Source organism: Microbaculum marinum, assembly GCF_037855135.1.
Classification (GTDB): Bacteria; Pseudomonadota; Alphaproteobacteria; order Rhizobiales; family Tepidamorphaceae; genus Microbaculum; species Microbaculum marinum.
Map to the genome: position 1 here is coordinate 83,788 of NZ_JAZHOF010000014.1, position 13,269 is coordinate 97,056.

The following is a 13,269-nucleotide window of genomic DNA, read 5'->3' on the forward strand; positions in this document are numbered from 1 at the left end:
TCGTCCCAGCAGACCTCGGCGCGTTGACATGACGAGTGATTCATGTTTCATTTTACCGCAGTCGAAGCCGTCTGGCGGGCTCGATGCAGCGGCCGCAGAGCCGGAACCGCCGGATGCTCGCTCGCGAGTCATGCATCGTCACGGCAGCCTGGCAGAGGTCCGTGACGTTTCAACAGGGAGGACAGCAATGGGGACTTACCGATCCGCGGTCTCGGCATTGGCGCTTGCCCTTGGCGTTGCTGCCGGGGCCGGAGCCGCACAGGCCGAGGACATCGTCATCGCGCATGTCTATGGCAAGACCGGCGCGCTGGAAGCCTACGCAAAGCAGTCTCACACCGGCCTGATGATGGGTCTGGAATACGCCACCGACGGCACGATGGAGATCGACGGCAACAAGATCGTCGTCATCGAGAAGGATACCCAGCTCAAGCCCGACATCGGCAAGGCGGCGCTTGCCGAGGCCTACGGCGACGACGACGCGGTGCTGGCCGTCGGGCCGGTCTCGTCCGGCGTGGCGCTCGCCATGCTGCCGGTCGCCGAGGAGTACGAGAAGATCCTGCTGGTCGAGCCGGCGGTCGCCGACTCCATCACCGGCGAGAACTGGAACCGTTACGTGTTCCGCACCGGCCGCAACTCCTCCCAGGACGCGATCTCCAACGCCGTCGCGCTCGGCAAGGACGGCGTCAAGATCGCCACCCTCGCCCAGGATTACGCCTTCGGCCGCGACGGCGTTGCCGCCTTCAGGGAAGCGCTGGACGGTACCGGCGCCGAGCTCGTCTTCGAGGAGTACGTGCCGACGGACACGCAGGATTTCACGGCCAGCGCCCAGCGCATCTTCGACGCTCTGAAGGACGAGGAGGGGCGGAAGTTCCTGTTCATCATCTGGGCCGGCGGCAACAATCCGATCGGCAAGATCAACGCCATGGACCCGAGCCGCTTCGGCATCGAGATCGCGACGGGCGGCAACATCCTTGCCGCGATGGCGGCCTACAAGGACCTGCCGGGCATGGAAGGGGCGACGTACTACTACTACGAGATCCCCGAGAACCCGATCAACGACTGGCTCGTCAAGGAGCACCAGGCGCGCTTCAACGAGCCGCCGGACTTCTTCACCGCCGGCGGCATGGCGGCCGGCATTGCCGTCGTCGAGGCCCTCAGGAAGGCCGGCTCGACCGACACCGAGGACCTGATCGCGGCGATGGAAGGCATGGAGTTCGAGACGCCGAAGGGCAAGATGGTGTTCCGCCCCGAGGACCATCAGGCGCTGCAGTCCATGTACCACTTCAAGATCAGGGTCGATCCGGACGTGGCCTGGGGAATCCCGGAGCTCGTCGAGGAACTGAAGATCGAGGACATGGACATCCCGATCCGGAACTGAGGGTGTTCTGATCGAAAGGTGGGGAATTCGACTCTCCGCTCTTGCCGAAGTCACTCCCTCCCCCCTTGTGGGGGAGGGTTGGGGCGGGGGGTCGCACTGCCGACCCTCGACGGGTCGGCTGGGCGTCCAAGGGGTGCTCCGCAAACGGCAATTCCGGCCATCGAGGCCGGTCTCGCCGTTGCCCCCACCCACGACCCCTCCCCACAAGGGGGAGGGGAGGAGCCGTTGGCGCGACCAGGACCGCTGGTCTCTTGCTGTGAACCTGATGCAGGCCTCCGCCATGACCGAACATCCCGTCCTGGAAACGCAAGACCTGACGATCCGCTTCGGCGGTCACGTCGCCGTCGACGCGGTGTCCTGCGCGTTCGACCGGGGAACGCTGACGGCCATCGTCGGGCCCAACGGGGCCGGCAAGACGACCTATTTCAACCTGATCTCCGGCCAGCTCAGGGCGACATCCGGCCGCGTCCGGCTGCACGGCGAGGACATCACCCGCATGCAGGCGCCGGAGCGCACCGACCGCGGCATCGGCCGCGCCTTCCAGCTCACCAATCTCTTTCCCAGCCTCACGGTGCGCGAAAACGTGCGGCTGGTCGTGCAGGCCCGCGCGCGGCGCCGCTACGACCTGTTCTCGCGGGCCGACGCCCATGTCGAGCTGGTCGAGCGGGCCGAGCATGTCCTCTCGGAGGTGGCGCTGCTCGACGAGGCCGGCCGCACGGTCTCCGCTCTGCCGCATGGCGACCAGCGCAAGCTCGAGGTGGCGCTGCTGATCGCGCTGCAGCCGCAGGTGCTGATGTTCGACGAGCCGACCGCAGGCATGAGCGTCGACGAGGTGCCGGTGATCCTCGACCTGATCCGCGGACTGAAGGCCGACCGCGACCGCACGATCCTGCTGGTCGAGCACAAGATGGACGTGATCCGCACGCTGGCCGACCGCATCGTCGTGCTGCACAACGGCGCGCTGGTCGCCGACGGCGAGCCGCGCGAGGTGATCGCGTCAGCCATAGTCCAGGAGGCGTATCTCGGCGTCGAATCGTCCGTGGGAGAGCCCGCCGATGGCTGAGCCGCTCCTCGCCCTCGACGGCGTCCACACGCACATCGCCCAGTACCACATCCTGCAAGGGGTGGACCTCGCGGTGCCGGCCGGCGGCGTCACCGTCATCCTCGGCCGCAACGGGGCGGGCAAGACGACGACGCTCAGGACGATCATGGGCCTGTGGCAGGCCTCGGGCGGGACGATCCGCTTCGACGGCGCCGACATTACCAGCCTCGACACGCCGGCGATCGCGCGCCGCGGCATTGCCTACGTGCCGGAGAACATGGGCATCTTCACCGATCTCACGGTGCGCGAGAACATGGTGCTGGCCGCCGTCGACGGGCCGATGGACTCCGGCCGCCTCGACTGGATCTTCTCGCTGTTTCCGCCGCTCAGGACCTTCTGGGAGATGCCGGCCGGCAACCTGTCGGGAGGCCAGAAGCAGATGCTGTCTGTCGCGCGCGCCGTGATCGAGCCGCGCCGGCTGATCCTGGTCGACGAGCCGACCAAGGGCCTGGCGCCGGCGATCATCAAGGCGATGACGGCGGCGCTCGCCGAACTCGCCAGGACGGATACGACGATCCTGCTGGTCGAACAGAACTTCGCCATGGCGAAGAGCCTCGGGCAGACGGTGTCGGTGATGGACGACGGGCGGATCGTGCATTCCGGCGCAATGGCGGAACTTGCGGGCGATGCCGCCCTGCAGGAGAGACTGATGGGCCTCAGCCTGGAGACGCACCAATGAGCGATCCGCGCGGCGAGACGGCGATCGCTCCGAGGATCGAGCAGGCCGGACTTGGCGAGCGGCTGGGAGCACGGGCGCCGGTGCTGCTGGTGCCCGCGCTCGCCATCGTCGGCTTCGCGGCGATCGGCAGTTCGTCGACCTGGATCACGCTGACCGCGGCAGGCCTGGCGATGGGCATGATGATCTTCCTCATGGCGTCGGGCCTGACGCTGGTGTTCGGTCTGATGGACGTCATCAATTTCGGCCACGGCGCCTTCATCGCGATCGGCGCCTTCGTCGGTTTCACCGTTCTGGGCTGGCTCGCCGGCTGGACCGCGACACCGTCGATCTGGCTGAACCTGGCGGCTCTACTCCCCGCCATCGCGGTCGCGATGCTGGTTGCCGGCGGCGCCGGCTACGTCTTCGAGCGCTTTATCGTCAAGCCGGTCTACGGCCAGCACCTGAAGCAGATCCTGGTGACCATGGGCGGCCTGATCATCGTCCAGCAACTGATCCTGGTGCTGTGGGGACCCGATTCGATCCACCTGTCGCGGCCCGAGACCCTGCGCGGGTCGGTGCTGATCGGCGAGGCGGCCGTCGAGAAGTACCGGCTCGTCGCCGTCGTCATCGGACTGGCGCTGTTCGTCGCCATGCGGCTCGTCCTGAACCGCACCAGGATCGGACTGCTGGTGCGCGCCGGCGTCGAGAACGGCGAGATGGTCGAGGCGCTGGGCTACCGGATCCGGCGGCTGTTCCTGGCCGTCTTCATCGTCGGCTCGGCGCTTGCCGGCCTCGGCGGCGTCATGTGGGGGCTCTACCAGGAGACGATCACCGCCCACATGGGCTCGGAGATCATGGTGCTGATCTTCATCGTCGTGATCATCGGCGGCCTCGGCTCGGTCGAGGGCTGCTTCATCGGCGCGCTGCTGGTCGGGCTGCTGTCGAACTACGTCGCCTTCCTGATGCCGAAGGCGTCGCTGGTCTCGACGATCGCGCTGATGGTGGTCGTGTTGATGTGGCGCCCGCAGGGGCTCTACCCGGTGGTCAAGGCGAAATGAGGGGGCGGGGATGAACGTTGACGCCGTACCCCCTCACCCGGACCTGCGGTCCGACCTCTCCCCATGGGAGAGGTGGGAGTTGGATGCGCCTCCCTGCACTACGTTCTCTCCCCATAAGCGATGCGACCCATCACTCCGGGCCGGTAAGCCGTCGCACTACGCTTGCCGTCACCTCTCCCCGTCGGGGAGAGGTCGGCGCGACGCGCCGGGTGAGGGGGCTCGGACGGCCGCTTCTTCTTCACCGGAGCGGAGTGCGGAGGGGGGAGTCTGGCACATTACTCACTTTCGTCATCCCGGACGGCCGCAAGGCCGATCCGGGATCGGAGAGCCACAGGACGGTCAAGGGCTCTCCGATCCCGGCTCTCCGCTTCGCTTCGGCCGGGATGACGACGAAGAGTTCTCTGTCAACGGGGCAGCTCCATGCTGACGCGCCTCCTCTCCGGCGACACGCCGCGCTCGAAGGTCCTCACCATCGTCCTCCTGGTGATCTTCGTCTCGCTGGCGCTGGCGCCGTTCCTGTTTCCGGGCACGCGGTCGCTGGAGACCGCGGCGCGGATCTGCATCTTCGTGGTGCTGGTGGCAAGCTACGACCTGCTGCTCGGCTACACCGGCATCGTCTCGTTCGCCCACACCATGTTCTTCGGCATCGGCGGATACGGCGCCGCGATCGCGCTCGAGCATCTCGGGCCGAGCTTCCTGTCGATCCTCGTCGGTGCCGTGGCCGGCGTGGCGGTCGCCGCGCTGCTGGCGCTGCTGATCGGGCTGTTTTCGCTCAGGGTGAAGGCGATCTTCTTCGCCATGGTGACGCTGGCGGTGGCCAGCGCCTTCGCCGTGCTGGTCTCGCAGCTTTCGGCCGTCACCGGCGGCGAGGACGGGCTCAACTACAGGATCCCGCGCGCCCTGACGCCGGCCTTCAGGCTGATGGACGAGCGGCTGTTCGGCGTCCGCCTCGACGGCAAGCTCTTGTCCTACTACTTCGTCTTCTTCATCTCGCTCGGCCTGTTCCTGCTCATGCTGCGCTTCGTCAATTCGCCGTTCGGCCGCGTCCTCCAGGCCGTCCGCGAGAACGCGTTCCGCGCCGAGGCCGTCGGCTACCGGGTGGTGAACTATCGCACGCTCGCCACCATCCTGTCGGCAACGGTCGCGGCGCTGGCCGGGGTGCTGCTGGCGGTCTGGCTGCGCTATACCGGGCCGGCGACCACGCTGTCGCTGGAGATCATGGTGGATATCCTGCTGATGGTGGTGATCGGCGGCATGGGGACGATGTACGGCGCCGTCATCGGCGCGACGATCTTCGTCCTCGCCCAGACCTATCTGCAGGAACTGATGGCGATCGCCGCCGATGCGACGGCGCCGGTCCCGCTGCTCTCCGACCTGCTGTCGCCCGATCGCTGGCTGCTCTGGCTCGGGCTATTGTTCGTGCTCAGCGTCTACTTCTTCCCGACCGGGATCGTCGGCCGGCTGCGCGGGGTCTCGAAGTGACCGGAATGCATGTCGTCGAGACCGGCGCCGAGATCGAGGACGCCAGGCCGCTGCTGCTGCTGCACGGCTGGTCCTGCCACGGCGGGTTCTTTGCGCCGCAGCTCGAGGCCTTCGGCCACAGGGCGCGGCTGATCGTTCCCGACCTTCCCGGCCATGGCCGCACCGGCGCGACGGGCCCCGCGCTCACCATCGAGGCGGCGGCGGACGCCGTCGCCGCGCTGCTGGCCGGGCGCAGCCTCGACGGCGTGACGGTGGTCGGCTGGTCGATGGGCGCCCACGTCGCCTATTCGATGATCGAGCGGCACGGCACCGCGCGGCTGTCGGGCCTCGTCGTCATCGACATGACGCCCAGGGTGCTGAACGACCGGCAGTGGCAACTCGGCCTGAGCGACGGCCTCGACGCCCTCCGCAACCGCGGCGTCCTGAAGTCGATCGAGGGCCACTGGCCGGAGATCGCGCCGCGAATCGCCCGGCGCATCTTCGCCGGCGACCTGCCGGTGGATCCGGCGCTGGCCGGCTATACCGAACGCGAGATCGCCGCCGCCGATCCCGCCCTGCTGGCGCCGATGTGGGCTTCGCTCACGCGCCAGGACTTCCGGGGCCTGCTGCCGAGGATCGATCTGCCGGTGATCATCGCGCATGGCAGCCGGAGCATGCTCTACGGCGCCGACGTGGCGCGCTGGCAGGTCGAACAGTTGCCGGACGGGCAGATCTTCGAGTTCGTCCGATCCGGCCACGCGCCGCATCTCGAGGAGCCCGATTCCTTCAACGAGATGCTGGGCGAGATCCTGGCTTAGACGCCGCGCCCGGGGCGAAACGGCCGGCGGCGAGCTTCAGCCCGTCAGAAGCGCACCGGAACCACGAAACCGGTGAGCCAGACGGCGACCAGCAGGACCGCGAAGGTTGCCGCGATCCAGCCGACCGCCTGCCCCGTCGGCAGCTCCCGCATCGACATGGCGTGGCCGCCGGAACCGCCCGAGCCATGGTCCATGCCTCCATGCTGCATGTGCCCTCTCTCCATCAACATCGACGGCTCGCTCGAGCGCAGGCCCAGCGCCGGCGTGTCGGCGCCCGGCAGCGTCATGCAGCCATGCTTCAGGTGACCCGCCACCAGCCAGTAGTTGATCGGATAGGCGATGATGCCGCCGACGATGGTGGCGATGCTCATGCGGAACCAGAAGGCCGGCTCCGTCGGGCTTTCCGACCCGGCCCAGAGGGCGCCGAGGACCAGCATGACCGGGATCATGCCGGTCATCACCATGTTCATCGACACCGTCTCGGCGAAGAAGGTCTTGCGCACGGCCTTCCAGTAGTCGCCGTCATACATGCCGATCATCATCAGCGCCTGGAAGATGAACAGCCCCGAGACGAAGCCGGCGAGGTACTCGATGGTCGCGTCCCAGCCGTTTGCCAGCCCGAACACGGGCACGATCGACGCGGCGACCATGATCCCGGTGGCATCGCCGGCCAGGCAGTGCATCTCGCTGTTCAGCGCCTGCTTCCAGGTCGCCGCGGTGAAAGCATCGTGCGTGCCCGGCAGCGGCCGCCGGCAGGCAACGAGGTAGAAGAAGGCGCCGACCGGCCCCGTGTAGACCGTCACCAGGATCCAGGCGACGCGCTGGACCCAGCTCGTCACGCCGTTGAACAGCGAGTCCCATACGACGAAGACGACGCTGAACGCGGTCAGCGTGAACCAGACGATCATCGCGCCATCGAGCATCGGTCCCCCCGGGCGAACACCCTTTCCCCCTGGGCAAGTCTAGAGGCGAGGGCGGCGAAGTTCCATCCCGCGGCAGCGACCGGCGCGGTCAGGCGCCGACGTCCTCGACGTAGACGAGGGCGCGGCCTTCGCAGATGCGTGAGCCGTCGGCGCCCACGCAGACCGTCTCCAGGTCGACCAGGTGCTTCTCTGGCCTCAGCCGCGTGACGGTGACGCTGGCCGTCAGCGGCGTGTCGTAGGGCGCTGGCATCAGGAACCGCATCTCCTGCTTCAGGTAGTTGGTGCCGAAGCCCGGCAGCTCCACGCCGAGCAGGTAGGAGAACAGCGCGCCGACCAGCGGTTCGGGCACGCTGTCCAGCCAGGCTTCGCCGAGCCCGGCCAGATCGGCGAACAGCGCCTTGTCGGCAAATGAGTAGGTGCGGGTGATCTCCGCGCGCCGGCCGAGTTTGATCGTCATCGCCCGCTTCCCTCAAGCACGCGATCCTCCAGCACGCATTCGCCCTGCAGCGTCACCCCGCCGTCGGACTGGCGCGTCACGGTCATCGACAGCCGGCCGGGATCGCCGTCGACCGGCGCGACGCGGAAGACCAGCGGCTCGCCGGCGTAGGAGGGCGCTGGAAACATCAGCGCCTGCCCGGCGTGGGCCGCGTCCGGCCAATGGCGTTTCGCCAGCGCCCAGAGCCGCGAGTAGAGCAGCATGCCGTGCGCGACGGTGCGGCCGAAACGGGTGCGCGCCGAGAACTCCGGGTCGACATGGATCGGATTGTCGTCGCCGGAGAGTTCGGCGAATCGGTCGAAGTCGCTCTGGCGCGGCGTCCAGACCTCCGTGACGGCGTTGTCTTCCGCGCTCACGGCCGCATCTCCTTCAGCAGGTGTTTCCGGACCTTCCCGGCGGCGGTGCGCGGCATGTCGGAAACGACGTGGAAGGCCTTCGGGATCTTGTAGGCGGCGAGCCGTTCGCGGCACCAGCGCGGCAGCGCCCCGGTGTCGATCGCCTCGCCCGGTCTTGCGATCAGGAACGCCTCGCCGACCTCGCCCCAGCGGTCGTCGGCAACGCCGATCACCGCGACCTCGAGCACGCCGGGATAGCCGACCAAAACCCGCTCGACTTCGGCCGGATAGACGTTCTCGCCGCCGGATATGTACATGTCCTTGATGCGGTCGACGATGTAGTAGTAGCCGTCGGCGTCGCGCCGGGCGACGTCGCCGGTCTTCAGCCAGCCGTCGGTGAAGGCCGCCTCGGTCGCCTCCGGATTGCCGAGATAGCCGGGCGTGACGCCCGGCCCTCTGATCTGCAGCTCGCCTTCGCCCTCGCCGTCGACCACCGTGCCGCCTGCGTCGACGATCCGCGTCTCGGCGAGCATCTGCGGCTTGCCGACCGAGCCGATCTTGCTCCGGGCATGGGCCGGGTCGTTGAGGAACACGGTCGGCCCGGTCTCGGTCATGCCCATGCCGTTGCAGACGCCGATGCCGCGGTCGGCGAAGGTGCGGATCAGCGGCTCGGGCAGCGGCGCGCCGCCGCAGGCGAACGCGCGGACCCGCGAGAAGTCGGTGTCGGCGAACCGCTCGTGTAGCGCCATCGCCTGGTAGATCGCAGGCACGCCGAAGAAGCTCGTCACCTCGCCGCGGTGGACGAGATCGAGCACCGCCCCGGCATCGAACCGGCGCAGGATCCGGCTGGTGCCGCCGAGCAGGAACAGCGGCAGCGTCGGCAGGTTGATGCCGCCGGTGTGGAACAGCGGCAGGAAATTGATCGACCTGTCCGAGGAGATCAGGTCGACGGCCTGGGCATAGTTGACGGCGTTCGCCCAGCACATGCCCGGAGTCTGGATAACCGCCTTGGGCAGGCCTGTCGTGCCGGAGGTGTAGAGCAGGTACCAGATTTCGTCCGTGCCGACAGGGCGCGGGTCGTCCCGCATCTCCGGCGCCTGCGCGAGCAGCGTCTCCAGGTCGATCTCCGCCCCGGTTTCCGGTTCCATGCCGATGCGCCCGAGGCCGTGCTGTCCTGCGAGCTCGGCGGCGACGCCTGCGAAGGCCGCGTCCGTCGCCAGCAGCTTCACGCCGGCCTGTTCGACCAGCGGCGACAGCTCCGCCGGCGGCTGCCGCCAGTTCAGCGGCACCAGGATCAGCCGCGCCTTCTGGCACGCGAACAGGAAGGTGAAGAAGTCGGGCCGATTGTGGCAGAGGATGCCGATCCGGTCGCCTGCTCCCGCGCCGAGACCGGCCAGGCCGGCCGCAAGCCGGTTCGACCGGTCGTTCACCTGGGCGAAGCTCAGCGCGGCGCCGGTCTCCTCGTCGACGAAGGCGATCCGGTCCGGCGTCAGTTCGGCGCGCTTGCCCGCCATGTCGGTCACGTGCTGCATGGTTCCTCCCGGACTGCTCCGGTTATCGTTGCGTGACGAAAGCCTGCATTCGGGTTTCCACCTCCCTGCGCGCGACCAGGTCGACGAACGCGCGGCGCTCGGCGTCCAGGCGGGCCGCGATGGCTGCTCTGCGCGCTTCGTCCCAGACCAGCCGCCGGGTCGCCGACAGGCTCGCCCGGTCCTTGCCGCGCAGCGACGCGGTGACCGCCTCGGTTGCCGCGTCCAGGCCATCCGGGTCGACGACGCGGTGGGCCAGGCCCAGTTCGAGCGCGCGCGTCGCGCCGATGCGCTCGTTCGTCGCCTGGATCGCAATCGCCCGCGCCGGGCCGATCCGGTCCGGCAGCATGGCCGTCCAGCCGCCGTCGGGCGCAAAGCCGACCTCGACGTAGTAGGATTGCAGGAAGGCCTCGGAACTCATCACGACGATGTCGCCGGCCAGCACCAGCCCGACCGACCCGCCGGTCGCCGGGCCGTTGACGCGGGCGATCACCGGGACGGGAAAGGCGAGGAGGTCGAGGATCGCCCCGTTCAGCAGGCCGACGATCCCATCGGCATAGTCCGCGATGCCCCGGGAGGTGGCCGATGCCTCGCGAAAGGCGGTGATGTCGCCGCCGGTCGAGAAGCTGCGGCCGCGCCCGGTCAGCACCAGGCAGGACACGTCCTCCCTGCCTGCTCCCGCTATCGCCGCGCGCAGGTCCTCCAGCAGTTCGGGAACCAGTGCGTTGTGCCGTTCCGGCCGGTCGAGCGTGACGGTCGCGACACCGCCGGCGACATCCAGCGTGACGAGCGGCGCGCCCATCGGCTCAGCGCCGCAGCCCGTTCACGATCATGTCGTGGGCGGCCTCGACGACCGCGTCGATCGGCGTCTCGTCGCCCCACACCACGGCGCGTTCGCCGAGCGTCTTGGCGATGCCCATCAGCGCCCAGGCCCGCACGTCGGGATCGCCGGGCCGGATCTCGCCGGCGTCCTGCGCCTCGGCCAGCGCCTGCCGGTAGCCGTCGGCGAAGGTCTGGAAATAGGCGCGGTAGGCGCCGGGATCGACGAACAGGGCCTCCTGGATGATCCGGTAGAGGTTCGGATGCGCCGAGACGAAGCTGAGGAAGCCGCGCAGGCCTTCCTTCTCCGCGGTCAGCCGGTCGCGGGCGCCCGCCGTCGCCGCGTTCAGCGCCTGCCGGAGCAGGCGTCCCATCTCCCGGACAAGCTCGGAGAATACCTCGTCCTTGCTCTTGAAGTAGATGTAGAAGGTGCCCTGGGCGACGCCGGCCTCGCGGGTGATGTCGATGATCGAGGCATCGTTGAAGCCCTGCGTGCCGATCACCGTTTCGGCAGCCTTCAGGATGGCGCGCCGGGTCGCCTCGCCCCGAGGAGTCTTGGGGTTGGCGGTCTTCGGGCTGGCGGTGGCTTCCATGAACGCCTCGGATCATTAATATGAATAGTGGTTCATGTTTCATGTTGCATGCCTGCCGCAGCGCCGTCAAGGGAGCTCGGAGGCGTGCTGGAGGCAGCGCCGCGCCGGGGCGGATGGTCTTCAGGCGCGCCGTGCGGTCTCGCGAGGCAGCTCCCCGAAGCGCTCCCTGTAGTACTGCGAGAACCGGCCGAGATGGGCGAATCCCCACGCCGACGCCGTCTCGGCCACCGACCGGCCGGTATCGCCGTGCAGCAGATCGAGCCGGCAGCGCCTCAGCCGCTCGTCCCGCAGCGCCTGCATCGGGGTCGTGCCGAGGTGGTGCTGGAAGCCGTGCTGCAGCGTCCTGCCGGCGACCTCGCATGCCGCTGCGATGTCGTTGCAGGTCAGCGGCCTGTCGGCATGCGCCCTTATGAAGTCGAGTGCCAGCTTGATGTACCGCGGCACGGGTCCGCCCCGGTGCGATCCGGCGAAATGGGAATGCGTGTTCGGCTGTGCCTCGAACAGCTCCCGGAGCAGCTCGGCTGCGTAGAAGCCGCGGCGCTCGCCGGTGGTGGCGCCGACCCCGGCGTGCTCGAGGTGCCGGGCGAACGCCACGACGTGGCGCAACCAGGCGGCGCAGTTCGGGCTGGTCAGGTCCATGGCCGGCTCGAAGGAGACGGACTGCTCGAACTCCCGGCCGAGATAGTCGCGCGCGAACCTGTCCAGGACCGCCCGCGGCACCTGTACCTGCAGCTTGCGGCAGCCCGCATGCCAGGTCATGGCCGTGTAGTGGGTCGGATTGAGGATCGAGGCACGCGCCTTGTGGGCCGCCACCATGCGCCCGCCGGTCCGGATCGTCGCGCCTCCTTCGAGCGGTATCTGGATCAGGTAGAACGAGCCGAGCTCGCCTGGCTCGATCTCCACCTCGGCGCCGTAGTCGATGTAGCTCAGCGACAGGAGGCCGGCGTCGACGTGGTTCTGGACCGTGTGGAACCGCCGCCCTTCGCCGGCGATCGCAAGCCGGTGCGGACAGAAGACGCGGCCGACCGTCTCGCGCGCCTCGTCGAGGTCGCGGGTGCGGAACAGGTTGTAGCGTGCCAGCGGCACGGACGCCTGGTGTGCGCGCATTGCACCCTCTCCAAGGTGCGCAGTCCAGTCGGATCGGCCGACGTTACCCCGCTGGCGGGGAGTCATCACCGGAAAACCGCGGGCCTCGGTCCGATTCTTGCGGATTCCGGATAGTCGGCGTCCGCGCCGGATTTACAGCCCCGTCCCGCCGGTGATTGCGTTGTTTCAAGCATAAACTGACGGAGGGGAAAACACATGCCCGACTTTTCCGGCAAGGTGGCGATCGTCACCGGCGGGGCGACTCTGATCGGCGAGGCGGTGGTCAGGGCCTTTGCCGACGCCGGCGCCCGGGTCGTCATCGCCGACATCGACGAGGACGGCGGCAGCGCGGTCGCCGGCCGTCTGGGCGAGGCCGTCGGCTTCCACAGGACCGACCTCCGCCAAGACGCCGACATCAAGGACCTCGTCGAGGCGACCGCCAAGTCCCACGGCCGCATCGACTACCTCGTCAACGTCGCCTGCACCTATCTCGACAACGGCGCCGCTTCGACCCGCGCCGAATGGCTGGAAGCCTTCGACACCAACGTGGTCGGCTCGGTGATGCTGATGCAGGCCGCCCGGCCGCATCTGGCCGAGGCGAAGGGAGCGATCGTCAACTTCGGGTCGATCTCCTCGCGTGTCGCCCAGACCGGGCGCTGGCTCTATCCGGTGTCGAAGGCGGCGATCCTGCAGCTCACCCGCAACCAGGCGATGGACCTCGCGCCCGACGGTATCCGGGTCAACGCCGTGTCGCCGGGCTGGACGTGGAGCGCGATCATGGTGGAGCTGACGAAGAACAACCGGGCGAAGACGGATGCCGTCGCAGCGCCTTTCCATCTGGCGAAGCGGGTCGGCGACCCGGAGGAGGTCGCAAACGCGGTCCTCTTCCTGTGCTCGGACGAGGCGTCCTTCATCAACGGCACCGACATCCGCGTCGACGGCGGCTACACGGCGATGGGCCCGGAGCGCGCCGACGCGGCGATCCCGCTGCTGATGGAAGACTGACAGGAGGG

General features: G+C 68.5%; 14 protein-coding genes. 7 read left to right on the forward strand and 7 right to left on the reverse strand.

What is annotated here, in order from left to right:
* Positions 1 to 187: 187 nt before the first annotated feature.
* The 6 genes from V3328_RS25415 to V3328_RS25440 all read left to right on the forward strand — a co-directional run bounded on the left by V3328_RS25415 (position 188) and on the right by V3328_RS25440 (position 6,475).
* The gene (locus V3328_RS25415; protein WP_340332535.1) at positions 188 to 1,378 is read left to right on the forward strand and encodes a substrate-binding domain-containing protein; all 1,191 of its coding nucleotides are present in this window, start codon (positions 188 to 190) and stop codon (positions 1,376 to 1,378) included.
* A 280-nt stretch (positions 1,379 to 1,658) separates the two neighbouring features.
* Positions 1,659 to 2,441, forward strand: a complete 783-nt coding sequence (locus V3328_RS25420; protein WP_340332536.1) for an ABC transporter ATP-binding protein — start codon at positions 1,659 to 1,661, stop codon at positions 2,439 to 2,441.
* Positions 2,434 to 3,159: an ABC transporter ATP-binding protein gene (locus V3328_RS25425; RefSeq protein ID WP_340332537.1), complete on the forward strand. Its 726-nt coding sequence runs from the start codon at positions 2,434 to 2,436 to the stop codon at positions 3,157 to 3,159. The genes V3328_RS25420 and V3328_RS25425 overlap by 8 nt, the downstream gene beginning before the upstream one ends.
* A complete protein-coding gene (locus tag V3328_RS25430) occupies positions 3,156 to 4,196 on the forward strand; it encodes a branched-chain amino acid ABC transporter permease (RefSeq protein ID WP_340332538.1) in 1,041 nt (346 codons plus the stop codon). Before V3328_RS25425 ends, V3328_RS25430 begins: the two co-directional genes overlap by 4 nt.
* A 420-nt stretch (positions 4,197 to 4,616) precedes the next feature.
* The gene (locus tag V3328_RS25435; protein ID WP_340332539.1) at positions 4,617 to 5,678 is read left to right on the forward strand and encodes a branched-chain amino acid ABC transporter permease; all 1,062 of its coding nucleotides are present in this window, start codon (positions 4,617 to 4,619) and stop codon (positions 5,676 to 5,678) included.
* A gap of 5 nt (positions 5,679 to 5,683) precedes the next feature.
* Positions 5,684 to 6,475, forward strand: coding sequence for an alpha/beta fold hydrolase (locus V3328_RS25440; protein ID WP_340332540.1), 792 nt, complete (start codon positions 5,684 to 5,686; stop codon positions 6,473 to 6,475).
* Positions 6,476 to 6,519: 44 nt separating this feature from the next.
* On the opposite strand, the gene V3328_RS25445 is transcribed toward V3328_RS25440, so the two are convergent.
* The 7 genes from V3328_RS25445 to V3328_RS25475 all read right to left on the reverse strand — a co-directional run bounded on the left by V3328_RS25445 (position 6,520) and on the right by V3328_RS25475 (position 12,277).
* Positions 6,520 to 7,398, reverse strand: coding sequence for a DUF4396 domain-containing protein (locus V3328_RS25445; protein ID WP_340332541.1), 879 nt, complete (start codon positions 7,396 to 7,398; stop codon positions 6,520 to 6,522).
* 88 nt (positions 7,399 to 7,486) lie between these two features.
* Positions 7,487 to 7,855, reverse strand: coding sequence for a hotdog family protein (locus V3328_RS25450; RefSeq protein ID WP_340332542.1), 369 nt, complete (start codon positions 7,853 to 7,855; stop codon positions 7,487 to 7,489).
* On the reverse strand, positions 7,852 to 8,250 hold the full coding sequence (locus tag V3328_RS25455) for a MaoC family dehydratase (RefSeq protein ID WP_340332543.1): 399 nt from the start codon (positions 8,248 to 8,250) through the stop codon (positions 7,852 to 7,854). Before V3328_RS25455 ends, V3328_RS25450 begins: the two co-directional genes overlap by 4 nt.
* Positions 8,247 to 9,761, reverse strand: coding sequence for an AMP-binding protein (locus V3328_RS25460; RefSeq protein ID WP_340332544.1), 1,515 nt, complete (start codon positions 9,759 to 9,761; stop codon positions 8,247 to 8,249). Before V3328_RS25460 ends, V3328_RS25455 begins: the two co-directional genes overlap by 4 nt.
* Before the next feature lie 22 nt (positions 9,762 to 9,783).
* Positions 9,784 to 10,560 (reverse strand): enoyl-CoA hydratase/isomerase family protein, encoded by a 777-nt coding sequence (locus tag V3328_RS25465; protein ID WP_340332545.1) that lies wholly within the window; start codon positions 10,558 to 10,560, stop codon positions 9,784 to 9,786.
* 4 nt (positions 10,561 to 10,564) lie between these two features.
* Positions 10,565 to 11,170: a TetR/AcrR family transcriptional regulator gene (locus V3328_RS25470; RefSeq protein WP_340332546.1), complete on the reverse strand. Its 606-nt coding sequence runs from the start codon at positions 11,168 to 11,170 to the stop codon at positions 10,565 to 10,567.
* Between the two features lie 120 nt (positions 11,171 to 11,290).
* Positions 11,291 to 12,277 (reverse strand): AraC family transcriptional regulator, encoded by a 987-nt coding sequence (locus V3328_RS25475; protein WP_340332547.1) that lies wholly within the window; start codon positions 12,275 to 12,277, stop codon positions 11,291 to 11,293.
* A 195-nt stretch (positions 12,278 to 12,472) separates the two neighbouring features.
* On the opposite strand from V3328_RS25475, the gene V3328_RS25480 reads away from it, so the two are divergent.
* On the forward strand, positions 12,473 to 13,261 hold the full coding sequence (locus V3328_RS25480) for an SDR family oxidoreductase (RefSeq protein ID WP_340332548.1): 789 nt from the start codon (positions 12,473 to 12,475) through the stop codon (positions 13,259 to 13,261).
* Positions 13,262 to 13,269 lie beyond the last annotated feature (8 nt).

Excerpts from the sequence above, each read along its gene's own strand:
- V3328_RS25440 (WP_340332540.1), top strand. The coding sequence starts at position 5,684 with ATGCATGTCGTCGAGACCGGCGCCGAGATCGAGGACGCCAGGCCGCTG.
- V3328_RS25425 (WP_340332537.1), top strand. The coding sequence starts at position 2,434 with ATGGCTGAGCCGCTCCTCGCCCTCGACGGCGTCCACACGCACATCGCC.
- V3328_RS25460 (WP_340332544.1), bottom strand. The coding sequence starts at position 9,761 with ATGCAGCACGTGACCGACATGGCGGGCAAGCGCGCCGAACTGACGCCG.
- V3328_RS25450 (WP_340332542.1), bottom strand. The coding sequence starts at position 7,855 with ATGACGATCAAACTCGGCCGGCGCGCGGAGATCACCCGCACCTACTCA.
- V3328_RS25415 (WP_340332535.1), top strand. The coding sequence starts at position 188 with ATGGGGACTTACCGATCCGCGGTCTCGGCATTGGCGCTTGCCCTTGGC.
- V3328_RS25475 (WP_340332547.1), bottom strand. The coding sequence starts at position 12,277 with ATGCGCGCACACCAGGCGTCCGTGCCGCTGGCACGCTACAACCTGTTC.
- V3328_RS25420 (WP_340332536.1), top strand. The coding sequence starts at position 1,659 with ATGACCGAACATCCCGTCCTGGAAACGCAAGACCTGACGATCCGCTTC.
- V3328_RS25435 (WP_340332539.1), top strand. The coding sequence starts at position 4,617 with ATGCTGACGCGCCTCCTCTCCGGCGACACGCCGCGCTCGAAGGTCCTC.
- V3328_RS25465 (WP_340332545.1), bottom strand. The coding sequence starts at position 10,560 with ATGGGCGCGCCGCTCGTCACGCTGGATGTCGCCGGCGGTGTCGCGACC.
- V3328_RS25445 (WP_340332541.1), bottom strand. The coding sequence starts at position 7,398 with ATGCTCGATGGCGCGATGATCGTCTGGTTCACGCTGACCGCGTTCAGC.
- V3328_RS25430 (WP_340332538.1), top strand. The coding sequence starts at position 3,156 with ATGAGCGATCCGCGCGGCGAGACGGCGATCGCTCCGAGGATCGAGCAG.
- V3328_RS25480 (WP_340332548.1), top strand. The coding sequence starts at position 12,473 with ATGCCCGACTTTTCCGGCAAGGTGGCGATCGTCACCGGCGGGGCGACT.
- V3328_RS25470 (WP_340332546.1), bottom strand. The coding sequence starts at position 11,170 with ATGGAAGCCACCGCCAGCCCGAAGACCGCCAACCCCAAGACTCCTCGG.